Below are 19,433 nucleotides of genomic sequence, written 5' to 3'. Positions count from 1 at the left end.
AAGGCCCGCAGCTTTCACTGCGGGCCTTCACGCTTTGGTGGAACGAGGGAGGAGGACGTCCCACCATTCATCCGGCCCCGAGGGAGGAGGAGAGGCCGGGAAGAATACGGTTACTTCAGATATGCCGCCTGACGGGCAATATCGGAAATCTGGATCCGGGCGATGCCGATATCCGACAGGTCACGGTCGGAGAGCGCCTCAAGCTCGGCCGCGATACGATTGTATTCGGCACGGCGGGCGATCATGGCCTTGGCCCCCGCTACGGCAGCGGCAAAGAAATCCCCGAAGTGGAAGCCGGACACGCGGTTGGAAGCAACGTAAGCCATTTCATTTCCTCATCATCAGCGACGGCGCCATGGTCATCCTTGCCTGCGCCTATGGCGGTAAAATGGACCTAATGCTGCGACTGCACAATCCATGGCTTTGCCAATGCCGCCATGCAGAATCCGCATGGCTTGTGACGTTAAGGTAAAGAAAAACCCCGCGCTTGCGCGCGGGGCCTGTCGTTTGCTGTTTTGCCTGTTTTACTTGGGCGATTTGGCAAAACGCAGATAGGGCAGGCGGATATCCAGATCGCCGTATTTTTCCTGCGCCTGTTCATTGTTCAGGCTCAGCGCAACGATGACGTCCTGCCCCGGCACCCAGTTGGCGGGGGTGGCCAGCGGCACGCCATCGGTGGCCTGAACGGCATCCAGTGCGCGCAGGATTTCCGCGAAGTTGCGGCCCACCGACATCGGGTAGGTCATGGTCAGGCGCACCTTCTTGTCCGGCCCGACGATATAGACGGTGCGGACCGTCGCGGTATTGGCCGGGGTGCGGCCTTCCGACGGAAGGTAGAATTCGGCGGGCAGCATGTCATAGGCCTTGGCCACCGTCAGGCTGGTGTCGTCGATGATCGGGAAATCGGCGGGGCTGCCCGAGAAGGCCTCAATGTCGCGCTTCCATTTGCCGTGATCCTCGACCGAGTCGACCGAGACACCGATGACCTTGGTGTTGCGCTTGGCGAATTCCCCCGCAAGCTGCGCCACGGCACCGAATTCGGTGGTGCAGACCGGCGTGAAATCGCGCGGGTGCGAGAAAATGATGGCATAGCTGTCGCCCAGCCATTCATGGAACTTGATGGTGCCAGCGGTCGATTCCGCGGTGAAATCGGGGGCGATATCGTTGATACGGACGGACATTGGGATGCTCCTGCAAGTCGTTGACAGCAACATAATGATGCCACCGCCGGAATCCACCCCGGAAACCGGGGTCGGTGCAGATAGGAACCGGGTTCTGGCAGCCGGGGTTCCGGGCAGGACGTTGTCATTTGTGGGCAGGATGGTTAGGGTCCGCGCGGTATCGCAAGGGCGCCAGAAGCGGATCAAAATCTTCCCTGGCTGGCCGCACCCGCAGGAGAGACAGGATGCTTCGGCCCAACCGGCATTTCAGCCCGTTCAAACTGTTCCTTCACCGGGAAAGCCGCACGGCGGTGATGCTGAACCCCAAGGTGCTGACCACCTTCACCCGTGACCTGCTGGCCGAAGGGTATCGCCTGCATCTGGGCCGAACCGACCCGTCCGAGGGGCGTTGGCCCATGCTGAACGTCGCGCGGCGCTTTCCGCTGGCACCCCTGCGCGACTACCTCGATTTTGTGCTGCACCCGGATCGCTACACAACCCATGCCTTTGTGCGGAACCCCTATGGACGGCTTGCCTCGGCTTGGAAGAACAAGTTCTTTGACGGCCATCACCGTTCGCCGCAGCACCTCGACAGCGCCTATGCCCGGTCGATCCGCAAATACCGGCTGGCGCCGCTGCGCGCCTTTGCCCGCGCGCAGGGGCTTGAGGGTGGCGCCCCCAATACGCTGGTGCCCTTCGACACCTTCCTGCGCTGGGTCGCCTCTGTGCCCGAGGGGCGTCGCGACCACCATTGGGAACCGCAGACCCAGGTCCTGATGACCGACCGCCTGTCCTATGCTGCCGTCTGGCGGATCGAGGATCAGCTGCAAGACGGGTTTCTGGCCATCACCCGCCCACTGGGCTTCCCCGAAGACTGGGTGATCGACAAGCTTGCGCGCCCGCGCAACACCAGCAAAACCCAGGCCCGTGCCTATGATGACCAGACGGCGGCGCTGGCGCTGCCCCTTTGCGGGGGCGACCTGCAGGCCTTTGGCTATGCGGCGGACAGCTGGACCGCCTATTAATTTGATCAAATTATGCTTGCCCTTCCCGACCGGGGCAGCCATCATGCGCCCAACAATGGAGGCCCCCATGATCGAAAAGCGCGACTTCTATATTGACGGTGCCTGGGTGGCACCGCTGGCCCCGCGCGATTGCCCGGTGATCGACCCCTCGACCGAAGATGCCTGCGCGGTGATTTCGCTGGGGTCTGCCGCCGATTGTGACCGCGCCGTTGCGGCGGCCAAGGCGGCCTTCCCGGCCTGGGCAGCCACCGCACCCGAAGTGCGCCGCGCCTATGTCGTGAAAATCCTTGAGCAATATGAAGCGCGGACCGAGGAAATGGCCAAGGCCATCAGCCTGGAGATGGGGGCGCCGATCAAGCTTGCCCGCGAAAGCCAGGCGCCTTGCCTGCCTTGGCACCTGAAGAACTTCCTGACCGCCTTTGACGCGATCGAATGGGTGCGCCCGCTTGGCCCCCATGCCCCGAATGACCGCATCGCGCTGGAACCCATCGGGGTCGTGGGGCTGATCACGCCTTGGAACTGGCCGATGAACCAGGTCACGCTGAAGGTGATCCCGGCGCTGCTGGCGGGTTGCACCTGCGTGCTGAAACCCTCGGAAGAGGCGCCGCTGTCCTCGATGCTCTTTGCGGAATTCGTGCATGATGCCGGGGTGCCGCCGGGGGTGTTCAATCTGGTGAATGGCGATGGTCTGGGCGTGGGTACGCGGCTGTCGGAACATCCGGATGTCGAGATGATCTCCTTCACCGGGTCAACCCGTGCGGGGCGCGCGATCAGCCGCACGGCGGCCGAAACGCTCAAACGCGTCACGCTGGAGCTGGGTGGCAAGGGCGCCAACCTGATCTTCGCCGATGCCGATGAAAAGGCGGTGGAACGCGGCGTGCGCCATATGATGAACAACTCGGGCCAGTCCTGCAACGCGCCCTCGCGCATGCTGGTGGAACGGTCGATCTATGACGCGACGGTGGAAAAGGCCGCCGCCATCGCCCAGGGGATCGAGGTCGGCCCGGCCTCGAAGGAAGGCCGCCATATCGGCCCGGTGGTGAACAAGCGCCAGTGGGACCAGATTCAGGGCTATATCCAGAAGGGCATCGACGAAGGCGCCCGTCTGGTGGCCGGGGGGTTGGGCCTTCCGGAACATCTGAACCGCGGCTTCTATGTCAAACCCACGGTCTTTGCCGATGTGAAACCGGGCATGACCATCGAACGCGAAGAAATCTTCGGGCCGGTGCTGTCGATCATCCCCTTCGACACCGAGGAAGAGGCCGTCCGCATCGCCAATGACACGCCTTATGGCCTGACCAACTATGTCCAAAGCACCGATGGCGCGCGGCGCAACCGGCTGGCGCGGCAGCTGCGGTCGGGCATGGTCGAGATGAACGGCAAATCCCGCGCCGCAGGCAGCCCCTTCGGGGGGATCAAGGCCTCGGGTCGGGCGCGGGAAGGCGGCCATTGGGGGATCGAGGAATTCCTTGAAGCCAAAGCGATTTCCGGCTGGGACAGCGCGGCGGAATGACGCAAGGCCGGGGTCTGCGACCATGGTCGCAGTGACCCGGCCGCCAGATGCCCTAGACTGGCGCGACCCTGCCCGCCGCAGAGGAGGACCGCATGCTCGCGACAGACACCCGCCACCACATCGCCCGGATCGAGGCCGCGCTTCAGGCGGGTGAGGCCGCACGGTCCCCCATCGCCGCCTCATGGTCGCGGTCGGCGCGGATGCACGGGCTCGACCCCGTGGGGCATCGCCTGCCGCCGCGCCTGACGGCCGAGGAATTCGGCCTGATCCGCGAACGCATGGACCCCACGGTCCGCACCGCCGCCCCGACGCTCGACCGGCTGTTCCGGGCGGTGGGGGGGCTTGGCACCTGTGTCGTGCTGTCGGATCGCGACGGCGTGCCGGTGGACCGGCGCGGCAATGCGGGCGATGACCGTGATTTCGCCGATTGCGGTCTTTGGACCGGCACGCGCTGGTCCGAGGCGCTGGCCGGCACCAATGCCATCGGCACCTGCATCGCCGAAGGCCGCGCCATCACCATTCACCGCGACCAGCATTTTCTGCCCGCAAACATCGGGCTCAGCTGCACCTCGGCGCCGATCCATGATGCCGAAGGGCGGCTGACGGCGGTGCTGGATGTCTCGACCGCTTCGGCGGCCTGTTCCGAAGCGGTGATGACCCTGGTCGCCCATTCCGTGACCGAGGCCGCCCGCCGGATCGAGGCCGATCTTTTCCGCGCGCATTTCCCCGCCCTGCGCCTGATGCTGGTGCCGGGGCTGGATCGGGGGGCCGGGGCGCTGCTGGCTGTCGATGCAGATGAGCTGGTGGTGGGCGCAACCCGCACCGCCCGCGCGCATTTCGGCCTGAAGGGCGATCTGGCGCGCAATCCTGTGCCCGCCGCCGATCTGCTGGGTGTCGAATCCCGCGCCACGCTGGAAGACGGCGAACGCGCCGTGATCGCTCGCGCGCTGGCGCGGTCGGGCGGCAATGCCTCGGCGGCGGCGCGCAGCCTTGGTATCAGCCGCGCCACCTTCCACCGCAAGCTCGGCCCGCGCGATTGACCCCCGCCATCTGTCTCAGATCTGAGACAGATGGCCCAGTCCCCCGCACTCCCCCCCGGTGACGCGAATCCCCCCTGCCCCCACACTCTTCCCATCGGCCGCGAGGAGGCGGCCCAGGAGGAGAGACCCATGACCAAGCTTGAGACCTTCGACCTCAAGGCCGCGCCGTTCAAAACCCGCTACGACAACTTCATCGGCGGGCAGTGGGTGGCACCGAAATCGGGGCAATACATGCCCAATATCTCGCCCGTGACCGGGCAGATCGTCTGCGAGGTGCCGCGCTCGAACGCCGCCGACATCGAGGCTGCGCTGGACGCCGCCCATGCCGCCCGCCGCCGCTGGGCCGCCACCTCGACCACCGAACGCTCGAACATGCTGCTCAAGATCGCCGACCGGATGGAGGCCAACCTCGAGGCCATCGCCATCGCCGAAACCTGGGACAACGGCAAACCGCTGCGCGAAACCCTGGCCGCCGACATCCCGCTGGCGATTGATCATTTCCGCTATTTCGCCGGGGCGATCCGCGCGCAGGAAGGTTCGATCGGGCAGATCGACAATGACACCGTCGCCTATCACTTCCACGAACCGCTGGGCGTGGTCGGGCAGATCATCCCGTGGAACTTCCCGATCCTGATGGCGGCCTGGAAACTGGCCCCGGCACTGGCGGCGGGCAACTGCGTCGTGCTGAAACCGGCGGAACAGACCCCGGCCTCGATCCTCTATCTGATGCAGTTCATCGAAGACCTGCTGCCCGCGGGCGTGCTGAACATCGTGAACGGCCTCGGGTTGGAAGCGGGCGCGCCGCTGGCCGCCTCGAACCGCATCGCCAAGATCGCCTTCACCGGCTCGACCCCGGTCGGCAAGGCTATCATGCGCGCCGCCGCTGACAACCTGACCAACATCACGCTGGAACTGGGTGGCAAATCGCCCAACATCTTCTTCGAAGACGTGATGCGCGAAGATGACGAATTCTTTGACAAGGCGCTGGAAGGTTTCGCGCTGTTCGCGCTGAACCAGGGCGAGGTCTGCACCTGCCCGTCGCGTGCGCTAGTTCAGGAATCGATCTATGACCGCTTCATGGAACGGGCCCTGAAGCGTGTCGAGGCCATCGTCGCAGGCGACCCGCGCGCCACCAATACCATGATCGGCGCGCAAGCCAGCCAAGAGCAGTTCGACAAGATCAGCTCCTATCTGGAAATCGGCCGCAAGGAAGGCGCCAAGGTGCTGACCGGCGGCTCGGCCCAGAGCTTTGGCGGCGATCTGTCGCAGGGCTTCTACATCCAGCCCACGGTCTTTGAAGGCCACAACAAGATGCGGATCTTCCAGGAAGAAATCTTTGGTCCGGTCGTGTCGGTGACCACCTTCAAGACCATCGACGAAGCGATCGAGATCGCGAATGACACCGTCTTCGGCCTTGGCGCCGGGGTTTGGAGCCGCGACATGAATACCGCCTACCGCGCCGGCCGCGCGATCGAGGCGGGCCGCGTCTGGACGAACTGCTACCACGCTTATCCGGCCGGGGCAGCCTTCGGCGGCTACAAACAGTCGGGCATCGGGCGCGAAACCCACAAGATGATGCTCGACCACTATCAGGAAACCAAGAACCTGCTGGTGAGCTACAACCCGAACAAGCTTGGCTTCTTCTGAGGTTGGCGGGGCCTCTCCCCCCGTTTTGAGGTCAGTCCTCCTGACTTTATGAGTGAGGGTCCGGGCGCCTGCCCGGACCGGATTTAAGAACGTTCACCGCCCCGGCCCGAACACGGCCGGGGCGGTGTTCCCTTTCGGGGCAGCGGCGGCGGAACAGGGGTCTGCTGCAAGGCCCGACCCGCAGAACAGGGTTCGGCTGCGATATGCTGAGGTCCGCCTGCACGGGAGCGCAACTGCTTGACGCCCCGCCCCCGGCTCCTTACGTTCTGACCCCGACAGATTCCCTTGGAGAATGATCATGGGCGCCGCAACCGTTGCCGTCACCGATGCCACCTTCGACGCCGAAGTGCGCCAGTCGCCGATCCCGGTCGTCGTCGATTTCTGGGCCGAATGGTGTGGCCCGTGCCGTCAGATCGGCCCGGCTCTGGAAGAGCTGGCCACCGAATATGCCGGCAAGGTCAAGATCGTGAAAGTGAACGTGGACGAAAACCCCGACAGCCCGGCCGTGCTGGGTGTGCGCGGCATCCCGGCGCTGTTCCTGTTCAAGGATGGTCAGGTCGTGTCGAACAAGGTTGGCGCCGCGCCGAAGGCCGCGCTGGCCAACTGGATCCAGTCGGCGATCTGATCCACGTTGCAGATGATGGGAAAGGCGGTCCTTGGGGGCCGCCTTTTTCATGCGATCGGCCAGCCCTGCGCGGCCAGCAGGGCACGGATCTGCGCCGCCGCCTGATCGGATTGCGCGTCAATCGCGCGGTGGCGGAAGAACCACCACAGGTATTCCGTCATCTTGCGCGGTGCTTCCCGGCCAATCTCGAATGCGCGGGCCAGCCCGTCACGCGGCACCGATCCGGCGGGGTGGTGAAAATCGATCCCCGCGAACAGCACCGCCCCCTTCCCGGCGATCATCGCTTGCAGGGCCACCGCGGAATTCTGGCTGACCACATGGTCACAGCGCGCGATCAGATCGGCGGCACCCGCCTGCACCAGCTGAAACCGGGGGTGGCGGGCCAGCGCCGCCAGCGCCGCATGATCCGCCGCGCCATAGGTTTCCGACGGGTGCAGCGTCGCCTTCACCGGCAGGGGCTGCGTGTCCAGCGTAGCGCGGATCATGTCGAGGGGGCTCATGCTCTGGAACGACCGGTGTTCGGTCAGTCGCCCCTGGAGCGGCATAAAGACAAAGCCTTCGCGCGTGACCACCCGCCCCTCCAGCACACGGTCGCGCAGGCGCTGGTGGAAGTTGCGGGCGCGCTCCGGCGGGATGCGGCTGTAATCGGGGGTGGCACGGGTGACGGCATAGTCCCAGCGGGCATTCGTCGGCTCGATCCGCCAGAACGGGTAGAAATAGGTCCGCCGCAGGCAAAGATTGCGCGGCCCGACGGGTTCCTGCATATGGGTCAGGGTGAATCCGGGGCGCGGCGGCGGGGCGGCGCCCTCGGCCTCGGGGTGGTGATGCAGCTGCCAGTCTGGCAGCGCCTCAATCAGCCGCGCGAGGATATTGACCTGCCCGGCCAGCTGATCCCGCCGCAGATGCGCGGGCAGATAAAGGTGCAGCTGCCGGTCAGCCGCCATGCCCAAGACGCGCCAGCAAGGCCCCATGCAGGCCCGGCGCGGCGGCGATCACCCCGGCCGCCTGCGGATGCGGGCGGTTGAACTCCAGCACGGCGCCGGTGCGATCCGTCACCTGCGCCCCGGCCACCGCAGCGATCAGCGCTCCGGCGGCAATATCCCATTCCCAAGCGTCGCGCAGCGTGAGCATCCCGTCGTGCCGCCCCTCGGCCACGAGACACAGCCGATAGGCAAGCGAGGCGCGGAAGCTGCGCTTCAGATCGGGGACACCACCGGGCCAATGTTCCGGCGCCATGGCGGCGGCAGTGGTCAGCAGGGTCGCCCCTTCGATGCCCAGCTGGCCGCTGGCGCGGATCGGCTGACCATCCTTCAGCGCAACACCCCCAGCACTGGCGGTGTACAGCCGGTCCAGCGCAGGCAGATAAACCACCCCCGCCATCGGCTGCCCCTGCCGCACCACGGCCAGCGAGACGGCAAAAGTCTCCTCCCCCGCGATGAAGGCGCGGGTGCCATCAATCGGGTCGAGCACGAAAAGCCGGTCCTGCCCCAGCCGCGCGGGGCTGTCGGCGTCTTCCTCGGACAGCCAGCCGTAATCGGGGCGGGCGCCGCGCAGCAGGCCGCGCAGGTGATCATTCACCGCCAGATCGGCCTCGGTCACCGGGCCTTGACCCGGCTTCTCCCAGACCTTGGGGGCCTGGCGCCAATAGCGCAGCGCAATGGCCCCGGCGCTGCGCGCGGCCTCGGTCAGAAGGGCGAGGTCACGCGCCGGCAAGCGTCATCCCTTCGACAAGCAGGCTGGGAACCCGGGTGGACAGATGCGCCCGCGCGTCGTTGGCGGCAATCATCGACAGCAGCATGTCGCGCAGATTGCCTGCGATGGTGCATTCATTGACAGGATAGGTGATTTCGCCATCCTCGACCCAGAACCCCGCCGCGCCGCGCGAATAATCGCCCGTGGTCGGGTTGATCGTCGATCCGATCATCGAGGTGACCAGAAGCCCCGTGCCCATCTGCCCGATCAGCTGCTTGCGCGTGGCGGTGCCGGGCGTGAGATCGATGTTCGAAGTCGCAGGCGACGGCGGCGCCGAGGTGCCGCGCGCGGCATTGGCAGTTGACGGCATGCCAAGCTTGCGCCCCGTAGCAAGGTCCAGTGTCCACCCCGTCAGGATGCCATTTTCCACGATCACCCGGCGCTGCGTGGGCAGCCCTTCACCGTCAAAGGGGCGCGATCCGGGGACGCGCGGGCGATGCGGGTCTTCGATCACCGACAGGCCCTTGGGCAGCACCTGCTGGCCCAGGGCATCGCGCAGCCAGCTTGACCCCCGCGCGATCGAGGCCCCGTTGATCGCCGAGAGCAGATGCCCGATCAGGCTTTGTGCGATGCGTTCATCAAAGAGCACCGGGAAGCTGCCGGTTCTCGGCTTGCGCGCCCCCGCACGCGCCAGCGCGCGTTCGGCGGCCAGTTGGCCGATGCTGTCGGGGCTGGGCATGTCGGCGGCATAGATGCGCGATTCCCCGGCATAGTCGCGCTCCATCCCCGTGCCTTCGCCGGTGAAGGCGACGGCGGAATTGGAATGGGAACTGCGCGCATAGCCCCCGGCGAAGCCGTTGGTCGCCGCAAGGAACATGCGCCGCTGTGCATAACCGGCCGAAGCTTCAACCTGACGGATGCCCGGCACCGACATGGCCGCGGCCTCAACGGCGCGGGCGGCCTCTTCCAGCGCGCGGGCGCTGGGTTCGGCGGCATCCTCGACCAGATCGAAGGCAGCAAGATCCCAGCCACGGGCGATCTGATCCGGGTCGGCCAGCCCGGCATAGGGGTCATTCGGGGCCTCGCGCGCCATGGCGACGGCGCGTTCCGCCACATCGGCCAGTGTCCGGGCCGAGGTGTCCGAGACCGACACGCAGGCCTGCCGTCCGCCGATCAGCACGCGCAGACCCAGCTCGATCCCCTCGGCCCGTTCCGCCTGTTCCAGCTTCCCCTGCCGGATGTCGATGGACATGGAGGTGCCCTCCACCGCCAAGGCATCGGCAGCATCGGCCCCGGCCTTTTGCGCGGCCTCCAGCAGGGCATGGGTCAACGAGGCAAGATCAGTCATGGCAAATCCTTGTGTCTTCCTTTGGCAGCTAAGCTGCCCGCCGCCATTCGGCAAGGGTCAGCTTGCGACATGGACCGCGCGCGACAGGGTGGACAGGATCTCGCACCCCGTTTCGGTGACGACCGCGATTTCCTCAAGCCGGATGCCAAAGCGACCCGGCAGATAGATGCCGGGTTCGATGGTAAAGACCATGCCGGGTTCGAGAACAACATCCGAGACGCCGGTGATATAGGGCGGTTCATGGATTTCCTGCCCGACGCCATGGCCGGTGCGGTGGGTGAAATAGTCGCCATACCCTGCCGCCGTGATCACACCACGGGCGGCGGCGTCAATGTCGCGCGCCCGCACGCCGGGGCGGATGGCGGCCAGCGCGGCGGCAACGGCAGCATCCACCACGGCATGCACCTCGGCATAGCCTTCGGGCAGCGGGCCGCAGACGGCCATCCGCGTGATGTCGGAATAGTAGCCGTCCTTGCGCGCGCCGATGTCACAGACCAGCGCGTCACCCGGCTGCACCACCGTCTGGCCGGTGTGGTGGTGGGGGAAGGCGCCATTGGCCCCGGCCCCCACGATGGTAAACTCCGGCACGGCCCCTTCGGCGATGAAGGCCGCGCGCGCGGCCTCGGCCAGATCCTCCTCGGTCACACCGGGGCGGATCGCGGCCCGCAGGGCGGCCTGTGCCTTGTCAGCAATGCGGGCGTTTTCCCGCAGGGCCGCGATCTCGGCCGCGTCCTTGCGCAGGCGCAGATGGCCGACAGTCGTTGCGGCAAAGCTGCGCGTCACCCCCGGCAGGGCATCAATCAGCAAAAGCGCATGATCGGCGCGCATGGTTTCATCGAGACTGATGGAACCGATCGGACCAAGGCTGGCTAGCGCCTCGGCCAGGGCCGCGCCCGGCCCGGCGTCATCGCCCCATTCCCAGAACGGCCAGTCGGTGTGCTGACGCACATCATCGGCATTCAGCCGCGGCATCAGGAACCCGGCCCCGCGATGACCGATCAGCGCCACGCAGGGGCGTTCATCGGCAAAGGGCGACACGCCCACCAGCCAGCGCAAATGCGCCCCCGGCGCCAGCGCGACCAGATCAACCCCCGCCTCGACCATCCGCACCCGCAGCCGCGCCAGCCGCGCCGCAAAGACCGACGCCCCCATCGGCACCGACCGCATCGCGGCGGCGATTTCAGGCAGGCGGCGGGCGATCATCGCCTGCAGCGCGGCCACGCGGTCAGGGGTGAAATGCCCTTCGACATCCAGAATGTTCAGCGTGCCCAGAACCTGCCCGCCGTCAACCACCGGCAGGTTCGCCGCCGAATGACACCCCAGCGCATTGATCTGGGCATGGTCAAAGAAATAAGGCGCGAATTCGGCGGTCGTATTGGCGATGAAGGGCTGCCCTTCGATCAGCACCCGGCGCGACCAGTCATCCTGCTGGATCGGCTTCGGCACCGAAAGCGGATAGGCCGCAGGGTCGGATGTATAGGCCCGCAGCGCCAGCCCCGCCGCGTTGTCCTGCACCGAAACGGTAAAGAGCCGGGCGCCCCCAAGGGCGATGGCTTCGCGGTGCAGATCGGCAAACAAGGCAGTCGGGGTCATGCGGCGCTCCGGTCAAAGAAAAAGGGCCGCCCGGCATGGGCGGCCCGTGATGCACATGCGTCAGGGGCAGCTTATTGCAGCTGCATGCCGTTGGCAAAGAAGTGCTTGTCCTTGAATTCCAGCGACGAAGTCATGGTGTCGGGTTCGCCCTCGACGACCTTGGCGAACATGCCCAGCATCATCCGCGCCCCCATCATCTGATCTTCCGGCACCAGCCCCATGGCCATCAGCTTGTCCAGCAGACCGTTCAGGCCGGTGGCCTTCAGATCAACCTTGCCAGTCGGCGCGGGCATGCCACCATAGGTGGTCAGGTCGGTGTTGTCGAAGGTCAGCGCGCCCTGTCCGGTGATATCGGCCCCGGCAAGCTTGACCTGCAACGCGTTGATATCAAGCGAATGCAGCTCGCCCGGTGCGCCTTGGCCAAGGGCCGCCATGGCCGCTTCATCCATCAGGTCCACCGAAAGTTTTGCGGTCCCCTTGGTATCGAGGATCACCGTCATCGGATCGCGCGGCAGCTGCGCGGTCGGGTCGAGCATGGCCCAGATCTCGTCCGAGATGGTCAGATCGACGATCTTGGTCAGGAAGGCAAACTCGGCTGGGGTGTCGCTTTTCGACACCGGCATCACAAAGTTGAAGGCGCCTTCCTTGTAGGCCAGATTGACCTGCGGCACAGGGATCTGCGCGCCCGAAATGGTGAAGCTCGCATCCTTCGCGGTGCCGCCATAGGACAGTTTGGCCGCATCCATCGCAAAGGCCAGATTGCCCCCGGCGTTCGTCGCGTTGATCTTGGTCTCGCCCTCGGCCTCGGTCACGGCCATTTCGATGCTGGCGCTTTGATAGGCCATGTCGCCCTGAATCGACGTCCCCGCCTTGAGCGCTGCCGCCATTTCGGCCATGTCGCCCACCATCTTCGAGGTCGATTGGCCGCTCAGCCCGGCCAAATTGACCTTGGCATCGATCTTGGACCCATCTTCGGGGTTGGTCCCGAACAGCACCATCGCGATGCCTTCGGCCGACATGGAGCTGGTGATGGTCTTGTCGGTTTCACCAGCAACCAGATAGTTGCCTGCAAGGGCGGTCAGGTTGACCTCGGCCTTCAAGTCCTTCGGCGTATCGGCATCGGGGCCCTCCACACCAGCCAGCTTGACCGAGACCGTCGGGCCTTCATAGTCATAGCGCGTCTCGCTGGCTTCGCCCGATGCGGTAATCACCAGGCCGGGTGTCACGATGTCAAGCGTGGTCAGTGTGTCGGCCTTGCCCTCTTCGCCTGCGGCGCGGATCGCAAGGGTCGAGGTCTCGCTCAGGGTCACATCGACAGAACCATCGCCATTGTCGGTGAAGGTCAGCTCGTCAATGCTCAGCGTGGCATCGGCTTCGGCACCTTCGGTGGCAGATGTGATCTCGACCCCCGTCACCACCAGCGCGTCGCCGTCTTCGGCCTCGTCTTCGACGGTGATCGTCTGGCCGTAGGATTCCGCCAGCGATTTCCAGTTGTCCCACACCTCTTGGGGCGTCACTTCGGCCAGGGCGGCATTGCCGGCAACCAGCGCGACAAAGGCGGTCGTGCCCAAAAATTTCCACTGTTTCATAATGAAACCTCCCCGGATCCAATCCAGCTAAAAGCATCCTCTTGCGCCGGGTTCCGGTCAAGGGTTTCCCAAGCAACATCCCTTCAGGTAACAATCTTTCGGAAGCGAGGAAAGGAGCCAGTCACATGCAGGGACAGGTCGTGGCAATAACCGGCGCAAGCCGAGGGATCGGGGCCGCCGCCGCGCGGATTTTCGCAGCCGAAGGCGCGCGGGTGGCGCTTTTGTCGCGCAACGCGGGGGCAATTGCGGAATTGGCCGACAGCATCGGCCCGCAGGCCATGGCGCTGCCCTGCGATGTCGCCAGCTGGCCCGAGGTATCCGGGGCGGTGGGGCAGATCGTCTCGGAATGGGGCGGCATCGATGTCTGGATCAACAATGCCGGCGTGATCGACCCCATTGCCCGGTTGGAACATGCCGATCCCGCCGCCTGGGCGCGGCTGATCGACATCAACCTGACGGGCGTCTTCCACGGCATTCGCGCCGTGCTGCCCGTGATGAAACCACAACGGCGCGGCACGATCCTGACCGTATCTTCGGGCGCCGCCCATCGCCCGCTGGAAGGCTGGAGCGCCTATTGCGCCAGCAAGGCCGGGGCCGCCATGTTGACCCGCGCCCTGCATGAGGAAGAGGGCGACTGGCTGCGCGTGATGGGCCTGTCGCCCGGCACCGTCGCAACCGAGATGCAGGTGCAGATCAAGGCCTCGGGGATCAACCCTGTCTCGAAGCTTGAAGTGACGGACCATATCCCCGCCGACTGGCCCGCGCGGGCGCTGCTGTGGATGTGCGGGACGGGGGCCGAAGGCTACCGGGGACAGGAAATCTCGCTGCGCGAGGACAGCATCCGCCGGGCGGTGGGGCTGATATGATCGATCTGAAGATTGACGGCGGGCTTTGGACCGTCACGCTGAACCGGCCCGACAAGGCCAATTCGCTGACCAAGGCCATGCTGGAGGAGCTGACCACCCTTGCCCATCGCGCCGCGGCCGAAGGCGCGCGGGTTTTCGTGCTGACCGGCACCGGCAAGGTGTTTTCCGCCGGAGCGGACCTTGAAGAAGCGCGGGCGGGCCTTGCCACGGATGACGTCTGGGAACGCCTGTCGGGCGCGATTGCGGCGCTGCCCTGCCTGACCATCGCGGCACTGAACGGCACACTGGCGGGGGGTGCCATGGGCATGGCGCTGGCCTGCGATCTGCGGATCGCGGTGCCGGGCATCAAGGTCTTTTACCCGGTGATGAAGCTTGGCTTCCTGCCCCAACCTTCAGACCCCGCGCGGCTGGTGGCGCTGGTGGGACCGGCGCGGGCGCGCATGATCCTGATGGCAGGCGCAAGGATCGAGGCCGCAGAGGCGCTGGCCTGGGGCCTGATCGACCGCATCACCCCGCCCGAAACGCTGATGGAAATGGTGTCCAGCCTTGCCGCCGATCCTTTGCAGGCCACTGCCGCGCATGTCGCGGCGATCAAGGCGATGACGCAATGAAAAAGGGGGCCGCGCGGCCCCCTTTCCCGATCCGATGGCTGGATCAGCCTTTCTTCGGCGGCGTGAACCGCTTGGAGGTGTCACGCGCATCGCGCGGGGCGGGTTTCGGTGCGGGCTTGCCCTTGGCCGGACGGCCCGCATAGGCGCCACCTTCGCTGGCGTGGGATTTGGTCCCGAAGGCGCGGGCCGGTTTGTCAGACGCGCCGCCATGCGACTTGAAACCCGTCGAACGCGGGGCCGACTTGCCCTCGGGGCGGTCGCCCGCCTTCCAACGCGGCTTGCGATCCGCACCCTCGGCGCCTTCGCCACGGGGGGCATAAGGCTTGCGCGGGGCCGAAGAATCGTCCCGCTTGGCCCAAGGCTTGCTGTCGCCGTCCTCGCGCTTCACATAGGGTTTGCGCGGCCCGTCTTCCCGCGCGCCATAGGGCTTGCGGTCGCCGCCCTCACGCGGGGCATAGGGTTTGCGATCCCCGTCTTCGCGCTTGGCATAGGGCTTGCGCGGGCCATCCTCACGCGCGCCGTAAGGCTTGCGCTCACCGCCTTCGCGCGGGGTATAGGGCTTGCGATCCCCGTCCTCGCGCTTGGCATAGGGTTTGCGCGGGCTATCTTCGCGGGCGCCATAGGGCTTGCGCTCACCGCCTTCGCGCGGGGTGTAGGGCTTGCGATCCCCGTCCTCGCGCTTGGCATAGGGTTTGCGCGGGCCATCGTCACGGGCACCATAGGGGCGACGCTCGCCATCTTCGCGCGGGGTATAGGCCTTGCGCTCACGCGGGGCCTCACCTTCCTCATCGACAAAACGCGAGGGCTTGGGCGCATAGGCGGGCTTTTCGCGCTGCGGACGTTCGCCACGCGGACGTTCCGGGCGGGCCAGATTCGGCTCGCCTTCCATGCGTTCCATCGTCAGGCCCTGCTCGATTTCGACCGAGGCGCCGAAGCGACCGGCGACCGCCTTGGCGATCTGCACGAAGGTCACGGTCTGCTGCACGCGGATCGCGCCGATTTCACCACGGGTGATGCCCACGGCATCACAGATCTTGGGCAGCAGCCAGCGCGCCTCGGCGCGGCCTTCATGGCCAACCGACAGGGTAAACCAGACGGAATCGCCGAATTCGCCACGTTCACGCGGGGCCGCAGCCTCACGCGGGGGCAGGCTGTCATGCAGCACTTCGGGGGCCGAACGCCCCTCGCGCCACAGGCGGATGAAGGCGGCGGCGACATGGTCGGGGCCATAACGGTCAAGCAGGGTCTGCGCCAGGGCGCCCTCGTCACCGGGGGCATCGGCCAGCACCGGATGATCGACCAGACGGGCGTCATCACGTTCCTGCACCTCTTCGGCCGACGGCGGTTTCGCCCATTCGGCCACGACCTTGGCCCCCGCCAGCAGGCGCTGTGCCTTGCGGAATTCGGCCGGCGGCACGATCAACGCCGAGACACCCTTCTGACCCGCGCGGCCGGTCCGGCCCGAACGGTGCAGCAGCGTTTCGCTGTTCGACGGCAGATCGGCGTGGATCACCAGTTCCAGGCCCGGCAGGTCGATGCCGCGCGCGGCCACATCGGTCGCGATGCAGACCCGCGCCCGGCCATCGCGCAGCGCCTGCAGCGCATGCATCCGTTCCGATTGCGACAGCTCACCCGACAGCGCCACGACCTGGAAGCCACGGTTGCCCATGCGCGCCAGCAGGTGGTTCACGTTCATCCGGGTCTTGCAGAACACGATCGCGGTGCGCGCTTCATAAAAGCGCAGGACGTTGAAGATCGCATGTTCCTTGTCACGGGCCGACACGTTCAGCGCGCGATATTCGATGTCGACGTGCTGCTTGGCCTCGCCCTGCGTTTGCAGACGCAGCGCATCGCGCTGGAAGGATTTCGCCAGTTCCGCGATTTCCTTCGGCACCGTGGCCGAGAACATCAGCGTGCGACGCTCTTCCGGGGCGGCCGAAAGGATGAATTCCAGATCTTCGGCAAAGCCCAGGTCCAGCATTTCATCGGCTTCGTCCAGCACGGCCACGCGCAGCTGCGACAGATCCAGGCTGCCGCGCTCGATATGGTCGCGCAGACGGCCGGGGGTGCCGACGACGATATGGGCCCCACGCTCCAGCGCGCGGCGCTCGTTGCGATAGTCCATGCCCCCCACGCAGGTGGCGATCTGGGCGCCTGCCTCGGCATAGAGCCAGGTCAGTTCGCGGGCGACCTGCTGGGCCAGTTCGCGCGTCGGCGCGATGATCAGCGAAAGCGGGGTTTCGGCAAACAGCAGACGGTCGTTGCCATCCAGCACTTCCGGCGCCATGGCCAGACCAAAGGCAACCGTCTTGCCCGACCCGGTCTGCGCCGAAACAAGGGCGTCGCGCCCGGCGACCTCATCGGCCAGAACGGCCTGTTGCACGGGGGTAAGGGTTTCATAGCCCTTGGCGGCAAGCGCCGCTGCCAGCGGTGCCGCAATATTCAGATCGGTCATGTCGATTCCTAAAGGGGGCGGTTCAGGCCCTGATTTCGGCCCATCCATTCCCCTTGCGGTCTGGCCTCCCTGCCTGACCGCCCCGGAATCATCGGAGCCACCCGCCGCGCATAGAGCAAAACCGCCCCTCTGTATAGCACCTTCCGCCCCCGCAGGCCCAAACGGAGGCAACCAGAGCCGGTTTCGGGCGTTGTTATCCGATAGCAGACCCCGGTTTTTGCCTAGCGCCGAGGGAAAGGTCATCTCGGACCACAGCAAAACCGCAGTGCGAAAGGAAACCGACATGCTGCCCGCTGTCCAACATCACACCCTCTCGAAAGCCATCATCACCGGCGCGACCGCGCTGGCCCTGACCGTGGCCGCGGTGCTTCCCGCACAGGCGCTTGGCAAGAATGAACGCGTCTTCCTGCAGGGCGTGGCCACCGCCGTCATCATGGACCGCGTTCTGGATGACATGCGCCGCCCGCGCTACCAGACGCCGCGCCAGCCAGCGCCCGTGTACAACTACGTCGCGCCCCAGCCGGTTTATCGCCCGGCCCCGGCGCCACAGCCCGTCTATGCCCCGGTCTATCGCCCGACGATCTATTCCACCCCGGCGGCGCAGGCCTTCAATTCCTACACCTACACCGACCGCAAACGCATTCAGCAAAAGCTGGCCGCCTACGGCTATTACCGCAGCGGCATTGACGGGTCTTTCGGCCCCGGCACCTACAATGCCATCGTGGCCTATGCGAATGACCGTGGCCAAAGCAGCAGCCTGAACACCGCTTCGGGTGTCTATGGGGTGTTTGACGGCCTCGTCTACTGACCCCGGCTGTCGGGCGGCATCAGACCTTGCGGATGGTGTCGCCCGGCTGCAGCGTCGGGAACAGTTCGATCCGTTCCCCGCCCACCACACCCGAGGGGCGCTTGCCGGCGATGATCTCGGCGGCATGGATACCGATCTCGCGGCGGCAGGCGTCCATCGTGGCCAGCTTGCGCGGCAGACCGTCCAGAAGCTCAACCCCGTTGAAGCCCGCCAGACCCAGCCGATTCGGCACATCCACCCCGTTGTCGAGACACCAGAGCAGCCCCCCCGCCCCGATCATGTCATTCGAGTAATAGAGGAAATCGAGATCCGGCGTCCGCCGCAGGATCGCCTCGGTCATCTCGCGGCCTTTCATCAGGGCCGAACCGCCCGCGTAATATTCCTCATCCGCCAGCTCCAGCCCGGCACGGCGCAGCCCCTCGCGGAAACCCTCCAGGCGTTTGCGCGCGCGGTGATCCTCGGGCATCTTGGTGCCAAGGAACCCGATGCGGCGATACCCGGCGGCCACGATGGCCTCGGCCATCTGCAGACCGGCCCGCAGATGCGAAATGCCGACGGCGCTGTCCACGGGTTCACCGTCGATATCCATGATCTCGACAATGGGGATTCCCGCACTTTCCAGCATCGCGCGCGAGGCGGGGGTATGTTCCAGCCCCGCGATGATCACCCCCGAAGGGCGCCAGCTAAGCATTTCATAAAGCACCGCCTCTTCGCGTTCGGGCGAATAATTGGTGATTCCCACCACCGGTTGCAGCCCGGTATCTTCCAGCGTCTCGGAAATGCCCATCATCACTTCCGGAAAGACCATGTTGGACATCGAGGGGATGATCACCCCGACCAGATTGACGCGCTGCGACGCCAGGGCACCTGCAATCTTGTTGGGCACATAACCAAGGCTGCGGGCAGCGATCAGCACTTTTTCCCGTGTCGTGTCAGATACATCGCCGCGGTTGCGCAGCACCCGGCTGACCGTCATCTCGCTGACGCCCGATGCCTCGGAGACATCGCGCAGCGTCAGGGTCCGGCGGGGTTCGGTGGCGGGCGGCTTGGTCACGGGCAGACCCCTTGTTTCGGTCGTTTTCCCATTGTTAGCGCCAAAGCAGCCCCTTGTCCAAGCCTCGATCTTCTGCTACTGTTAGCGCTATCAAGACCTCCAGCGCGCCTGCAAGCTCTCAACTGGCGCGAGGGAATGGCGGGGGGAGTGGTGGGCCAAATTTCACTCCCCCCGGACTTGATCTTCGCATCCAGATCGGTCGTGACATGCGCTTCCTGCGGGAAACAGTTGCACCTGCCGGAATTTGGCCGCAAGAAGATGGCGCTGGTCCGGCCTCGTAGCTCAGGGGATAGAGCGGCCGCCTCCTAAGCGGCAGGTCGATGGTTCGAATCCATCCGGGGTCACCAGCGCGTTTCCCGAAAGCGCAGCACCCAACGAAAAACCCCGGCGCAGGGCCGGGGTTTCGG

Annotated in this window: 17 protein-coding genes and 1 tRNA gene; 9 read left to right on the top strand and 9 right to left on the bottom strand. The window is 65.8% G+C overall.

The genetic code is table 11. The annotated features are described in order from the left end of the window. Positions 1–110: 110 nt before the first annotated feature. Both IE101_RS19780 and IE101_RS11235 read right to left on the bottom strand, forming a co-directional pair. Complete coding sequence (locus IE101_RS19780) at positions 111–326, bottom strand: DUF1127 domain-containing protein (RefSeq protein WP_229804117.1); 216 nt, start codon at positions 324–326, stop codon at positions 111–113. 198 nt (positions 327–524) lie between these two features. After that, complete coding sequence (locus tag IE101_RS11235) at positions 525–1,181, bottom strand: peroxiredoxin (protein ID WP_189633930.1); 657 nt, start codon at positions 1,179–1,181, stop codon at positions 525–527. Between the two features lie 224 nt (positions 1,182–1,405). Here IE101_RS11235 and IE101_RS11230 point away from each other — a divergent pair, with 224 nt between their 5' ends. The 5 genes from IE101_RS11230 (at position 1,406) to trxA (ending at position 7,010) form a co-directional block, all read left to right on the top strand. Then, the gene (locus IE101_RS11230; protein ID WP_189633929.1) at positions 1,406–2,185 is read left to right on the top strand and encodes a sulfotransferase family 2 domain-containing protein; all 780 of its coding nucleotides are present in this window, start codon (positions 1,406–1,408) and stop codon (positions 2,183–2,185) included. A 67-nt stretch (positions 2,186–2,252) separates the two neighbouring features. Continuing rightward, positions 2,253–3,698, top strand: coding sequence for an aldehyde dehydrogenase family protein (locus tag IE101_RS11225; protein WP_189633928.1), 1,446 nt, complete (start codon positions 2,253–2,255; stop codon positions 3,696–3,698). Between the two features lie 92 nt (positions 3,699–3,790). Beyond that, complete coding sequence (locus IE101_RS11220) at positions 3,791–4,738, top strand: helix-turn-helix domain-containing protein (RefSeq protein WP_189633927.1); 948 nt, start codon at positions 3,791–3,793, stop codon at positions 4,736–4,738. Positions 4,739–4,867: 129 nt separating this feature from the next. Further along, complete coding sequence (gene adh, locus IE101_RS11215) at positions 4,868–6,385, top strand: aldehyde dehydrogenase (protein ID WP_189633926.1); 1,518 nt, start codon at positions 4,868–4,870, stop codon at positions 6,383–6,385. A gap of 298 nt (positions 6,386–6,683) precedes the next feature. After that, positions 6,684–7,010: a thioredoxin gene (gene trxA / locus IE101_RS11210; RefSeq protein WP_189633925.1), complete on the top strand. Its 327-nt coding sequence runs from the start codon at positions 6,684–6,686 to the stop codon at positions 7,008–7,010. A gap of 47 nt (positions 7,011–7,057) precedes the next feature. Here the strand turns inward: trxA and IE101_RS11205 are convergent, their stop codons facing one another. From IE101_RS11205 to IE101_RS11185, 5 genes are all read right to left on the bottom strand, one after another. Beyond that, a complete protein-coding gene (locus IE101_RS11205) occupies positions 7,058–7,954 on the bottom strand; it encodes a hypothetical protein (RefSeq protein WP_189633924.1) in 897 nt (298 codons plus the stop codon). Then, a complete protein-coding gene (locus IE101_RS11200; RefSeq protein ID WP_189633923.1) occupies positions 7,944–8,723 on the bottom strand; it encodes a 3'(2'),5'-bisphosphate nucleotidase CysQ in 780 nt (259 codons plus the stop codon). Before IE101_RS11200 ends, IE101_RS11205 begins: the two co-directional genes overlap by 11 nt. Next, positions 8,710–10,050: a TldD/PmbA family protein gene (locus IE101_RS11195; RefSeq protein ID WP_189633922.1), complete on the bottom strand. Its 1,341-nt coding sequence runs from the start codon at positions 10,048–10,050 to the stop codon at positions 8,710–8,712. The genes IE101_RS11200 and IE101_RS11195 overlap by 14 nt, the downstream gene beginning before the upstream one ends. Positions 10,051–10,107: 57 nt before the next feature. Further along, on the bottom strand, positions 10,108–11,643 hold the full coding sequence (locus IE101_RS11190; protein ID WP_189633921.1) for a M24 family metallopeptidase: 1,536 nt from the start codon (positions 11,641–11,643) through the stop codon (positions 10,108–10,110). A gap of 71 nt (positions 11,644–11,714) precedes the next feature. Next, positions 11,715–13,232 (bottom strand): DUF2125 domain-containing protein, encoded by a 1,518-nt coding sequence (locus IE101_RS11185; RefSeq protein ID WP_189633920.1) that lies wholly within the window; start codon positions 13,230–13,232, stop codon positions 11,715–11,717. A gap of 125 nt (positions 13,233–13,357) precedes the next feature. On the opposite strand from IE101_RS11185, the gene IE101_RS11180 reads away from it, so the two are divergent. Continuing rightward, the gene (locus tag IE101_RS11180) at positions 13,358–14,098 is read left to right on the top strand and encodes an SDR family oxidoreductase (protein WP_189633919.1); all 741 of its coding nucleotides are present in this window, start codon (positions 13,358–13,360) and stop codon (positions 14,096–14,098) included. Next, positions 14,095–14,709, top strand: a complete 615-nt coding sequence (locus IE101_RS11175) for an enoyl-CoA hydratase/isomerase family protein (RefSeq protein WP_189633918.1) — start codon at positions 14,095–14,097, stop codon at positions 14,707–14,709. The genes IE101_RS11180 and IE101_RS11175 overlap by 4 nt, the downstream gene beginning before the upstream one ends. Before the next feature lie 43 nt (positions 14,710–14,752). Here the strand turns inward: IE101_RS11175 and IE101_RS11170 are convergent, their stop codons facing one another. Continuing rightward, a complete protein-coding gene (locus IE101_RS11170) occupies positions 14,753–17,164 on the bottom strand; it encodes a DEAD/DEAH box helicase (protein ID WP_189633917.1) in 2,412 nt (803 codons plus the stop codon). Between the two features lie 283 nt (positions 17,165–17,447). On the opposite strand from IE101_RS11170, the gene IE101_RS11165 reads away from it, so the two are divergent. Then, positions 17,448–17,972, top strand: a complete 525-nt coding sequence (locus IE101_RS11165; RefSeq protein WP_189633916.1) for a peptidoglycan-binding protein — start codon at positions 17,448–17,450, stop codon at positions 17,970–17,972. A 19-nt stretch (positions 17,973–17,991) separates the two neighbouring features. Here IE101_RS11165 and IE101_RS11160 read toward each other — a convergent pair whose 3' ends face one another. Further along, a complete protein-coding gene (locus tag IE101_RS11160) occupies positions 17,992–19,026 on the bottom strand; it encodes a LacI family DNA-binding transcriptional regulator (RefSeq protein ID WP_189633915.1) in 1,035 nt (344 codons plus the stop codon). Between the two features lie 271 nt (positions 19,027–19,297). Between IE101_RS11160 and IE101_RS11155 the strand changes: the two genes are divergently transcribed. Next, positions 19,298–19,373 (top strand) — tRNA-Arg (locus IE101_RS11155). Positions 19,374–19,433: the final 60 nt, after the last annotated feature.

It is taken from the genome of Gemmobacter lanyuensis (assembly GCF_014652355.1).
Taxonomy (GTDB): Bacteria; Pseudomonadota; Alphaproteobacteria; order Rhodobacterales; family Rhodobacteraceae; genus Gemmobacter; species Gemmobacter lanyuensis.
This window is presented reverse-complemented; position numbering and strand designations above follow the sequence as displayed.

Coding starts and splice junctions, on each gene's coding strand:
- IE101_RS11230 (WP_189633929.1), top strand. CDS start 1,406: ATGCTTCGGCCCAACCGGCATTTCAGCCCGTTCAAACTGTTCCTTCAC.
- IE101_RS11165 (WP_189633916.1), top strand. CDS start 17,448: ATGCTGCCCGCTGTCCAACATCACACCCTCTCGAAAGCCATCATCACC.
- adh (WP_189633926.1), top strand. CDS start 4,868: ATGACCAAGCTTGAGACCTTCGACCTCAAGGCCGCGCCGTTCAAAACC.
- IE101_RS19780 (WP_229804117.1), bottom strand. CDS start 326: ATGGCTTACGTTGCTTCCAACCGCGTGTCCGGCTTCCACTTCGGGGAT.
- IE101_RS11175 (WP_189633918.1), top strand. CDS start 14,095: ATGATCGATCTGAAGATTGACGGCGGGCTTTGGACCGTCACGCTGAAC.
- IE101_RS11235 (WP_189633930.1), bottom strand. CDS start 1,181: ATGTCCGTCCGTATCAACGATATCGCCCCCGATTTCACCGCGGAATCG.
- IE101_RS11195 (WP_189633922.1), bottom strand. CDS start 10,050: ATGACTGATCTTGCCTCGTTGACCCATGCCCTGCTGGAGGCCGCGCAA.
- IE101_RS11220 (WP_189633927.1), top strand. CDS start 3,791: ATGCTCGCGACAGACACCCGCCACCACATCGCCCGGATCGAGGCCGCG.
- IE101_RS11180 (WP_189633919.1), top strand. CDS start 13,358: ATGCAGGGACAGGTCGTGGCAATAACCGGCGCAAGCCGAGGGATCGGG.
- trxA (WP_189633925.1), top strand. CDS start 6,684: ATGGGCGCCGCAACCGTTGCCGTCACCGATGCCACCTTCGACGCCGAA.
- IE101_RS11205 (WP_189633924.1), bottom strand. CDS start 7,954: ATGGCGGCTGACCGGCAGCTGCACCTTTATCTGCCCGCGCATCTGCGG.
- IE101_RS11190 (WP_189633921.1), bottom strand. CDS start 11,643: ATGACCCCGACTGCCTTGTTTGCCGATCTGCACCGCGAAGCCATCGCC.
- IE101_RS11225 (WP_189633928.1), top strand. CDS start 2,253: ATGATCGAAAAGCGCGACTTCTATATTGACGGTGCCTGGGTGGCACCG.
- IE101_RS11170 (WP_189633917.1), bottom strand. CDS start 17,164: ATGACCGATCTGAATATTGCGGCACCGCTGGCAGCGGCGCTTGCCGCC.
- IE101_RS11185 (WP_189633920.1), bottom strand. CDS start 13,232: ATGAAACAGTGGAAATTTTTGGGCACGACCGCCTTTGTCGCGCTGGTT.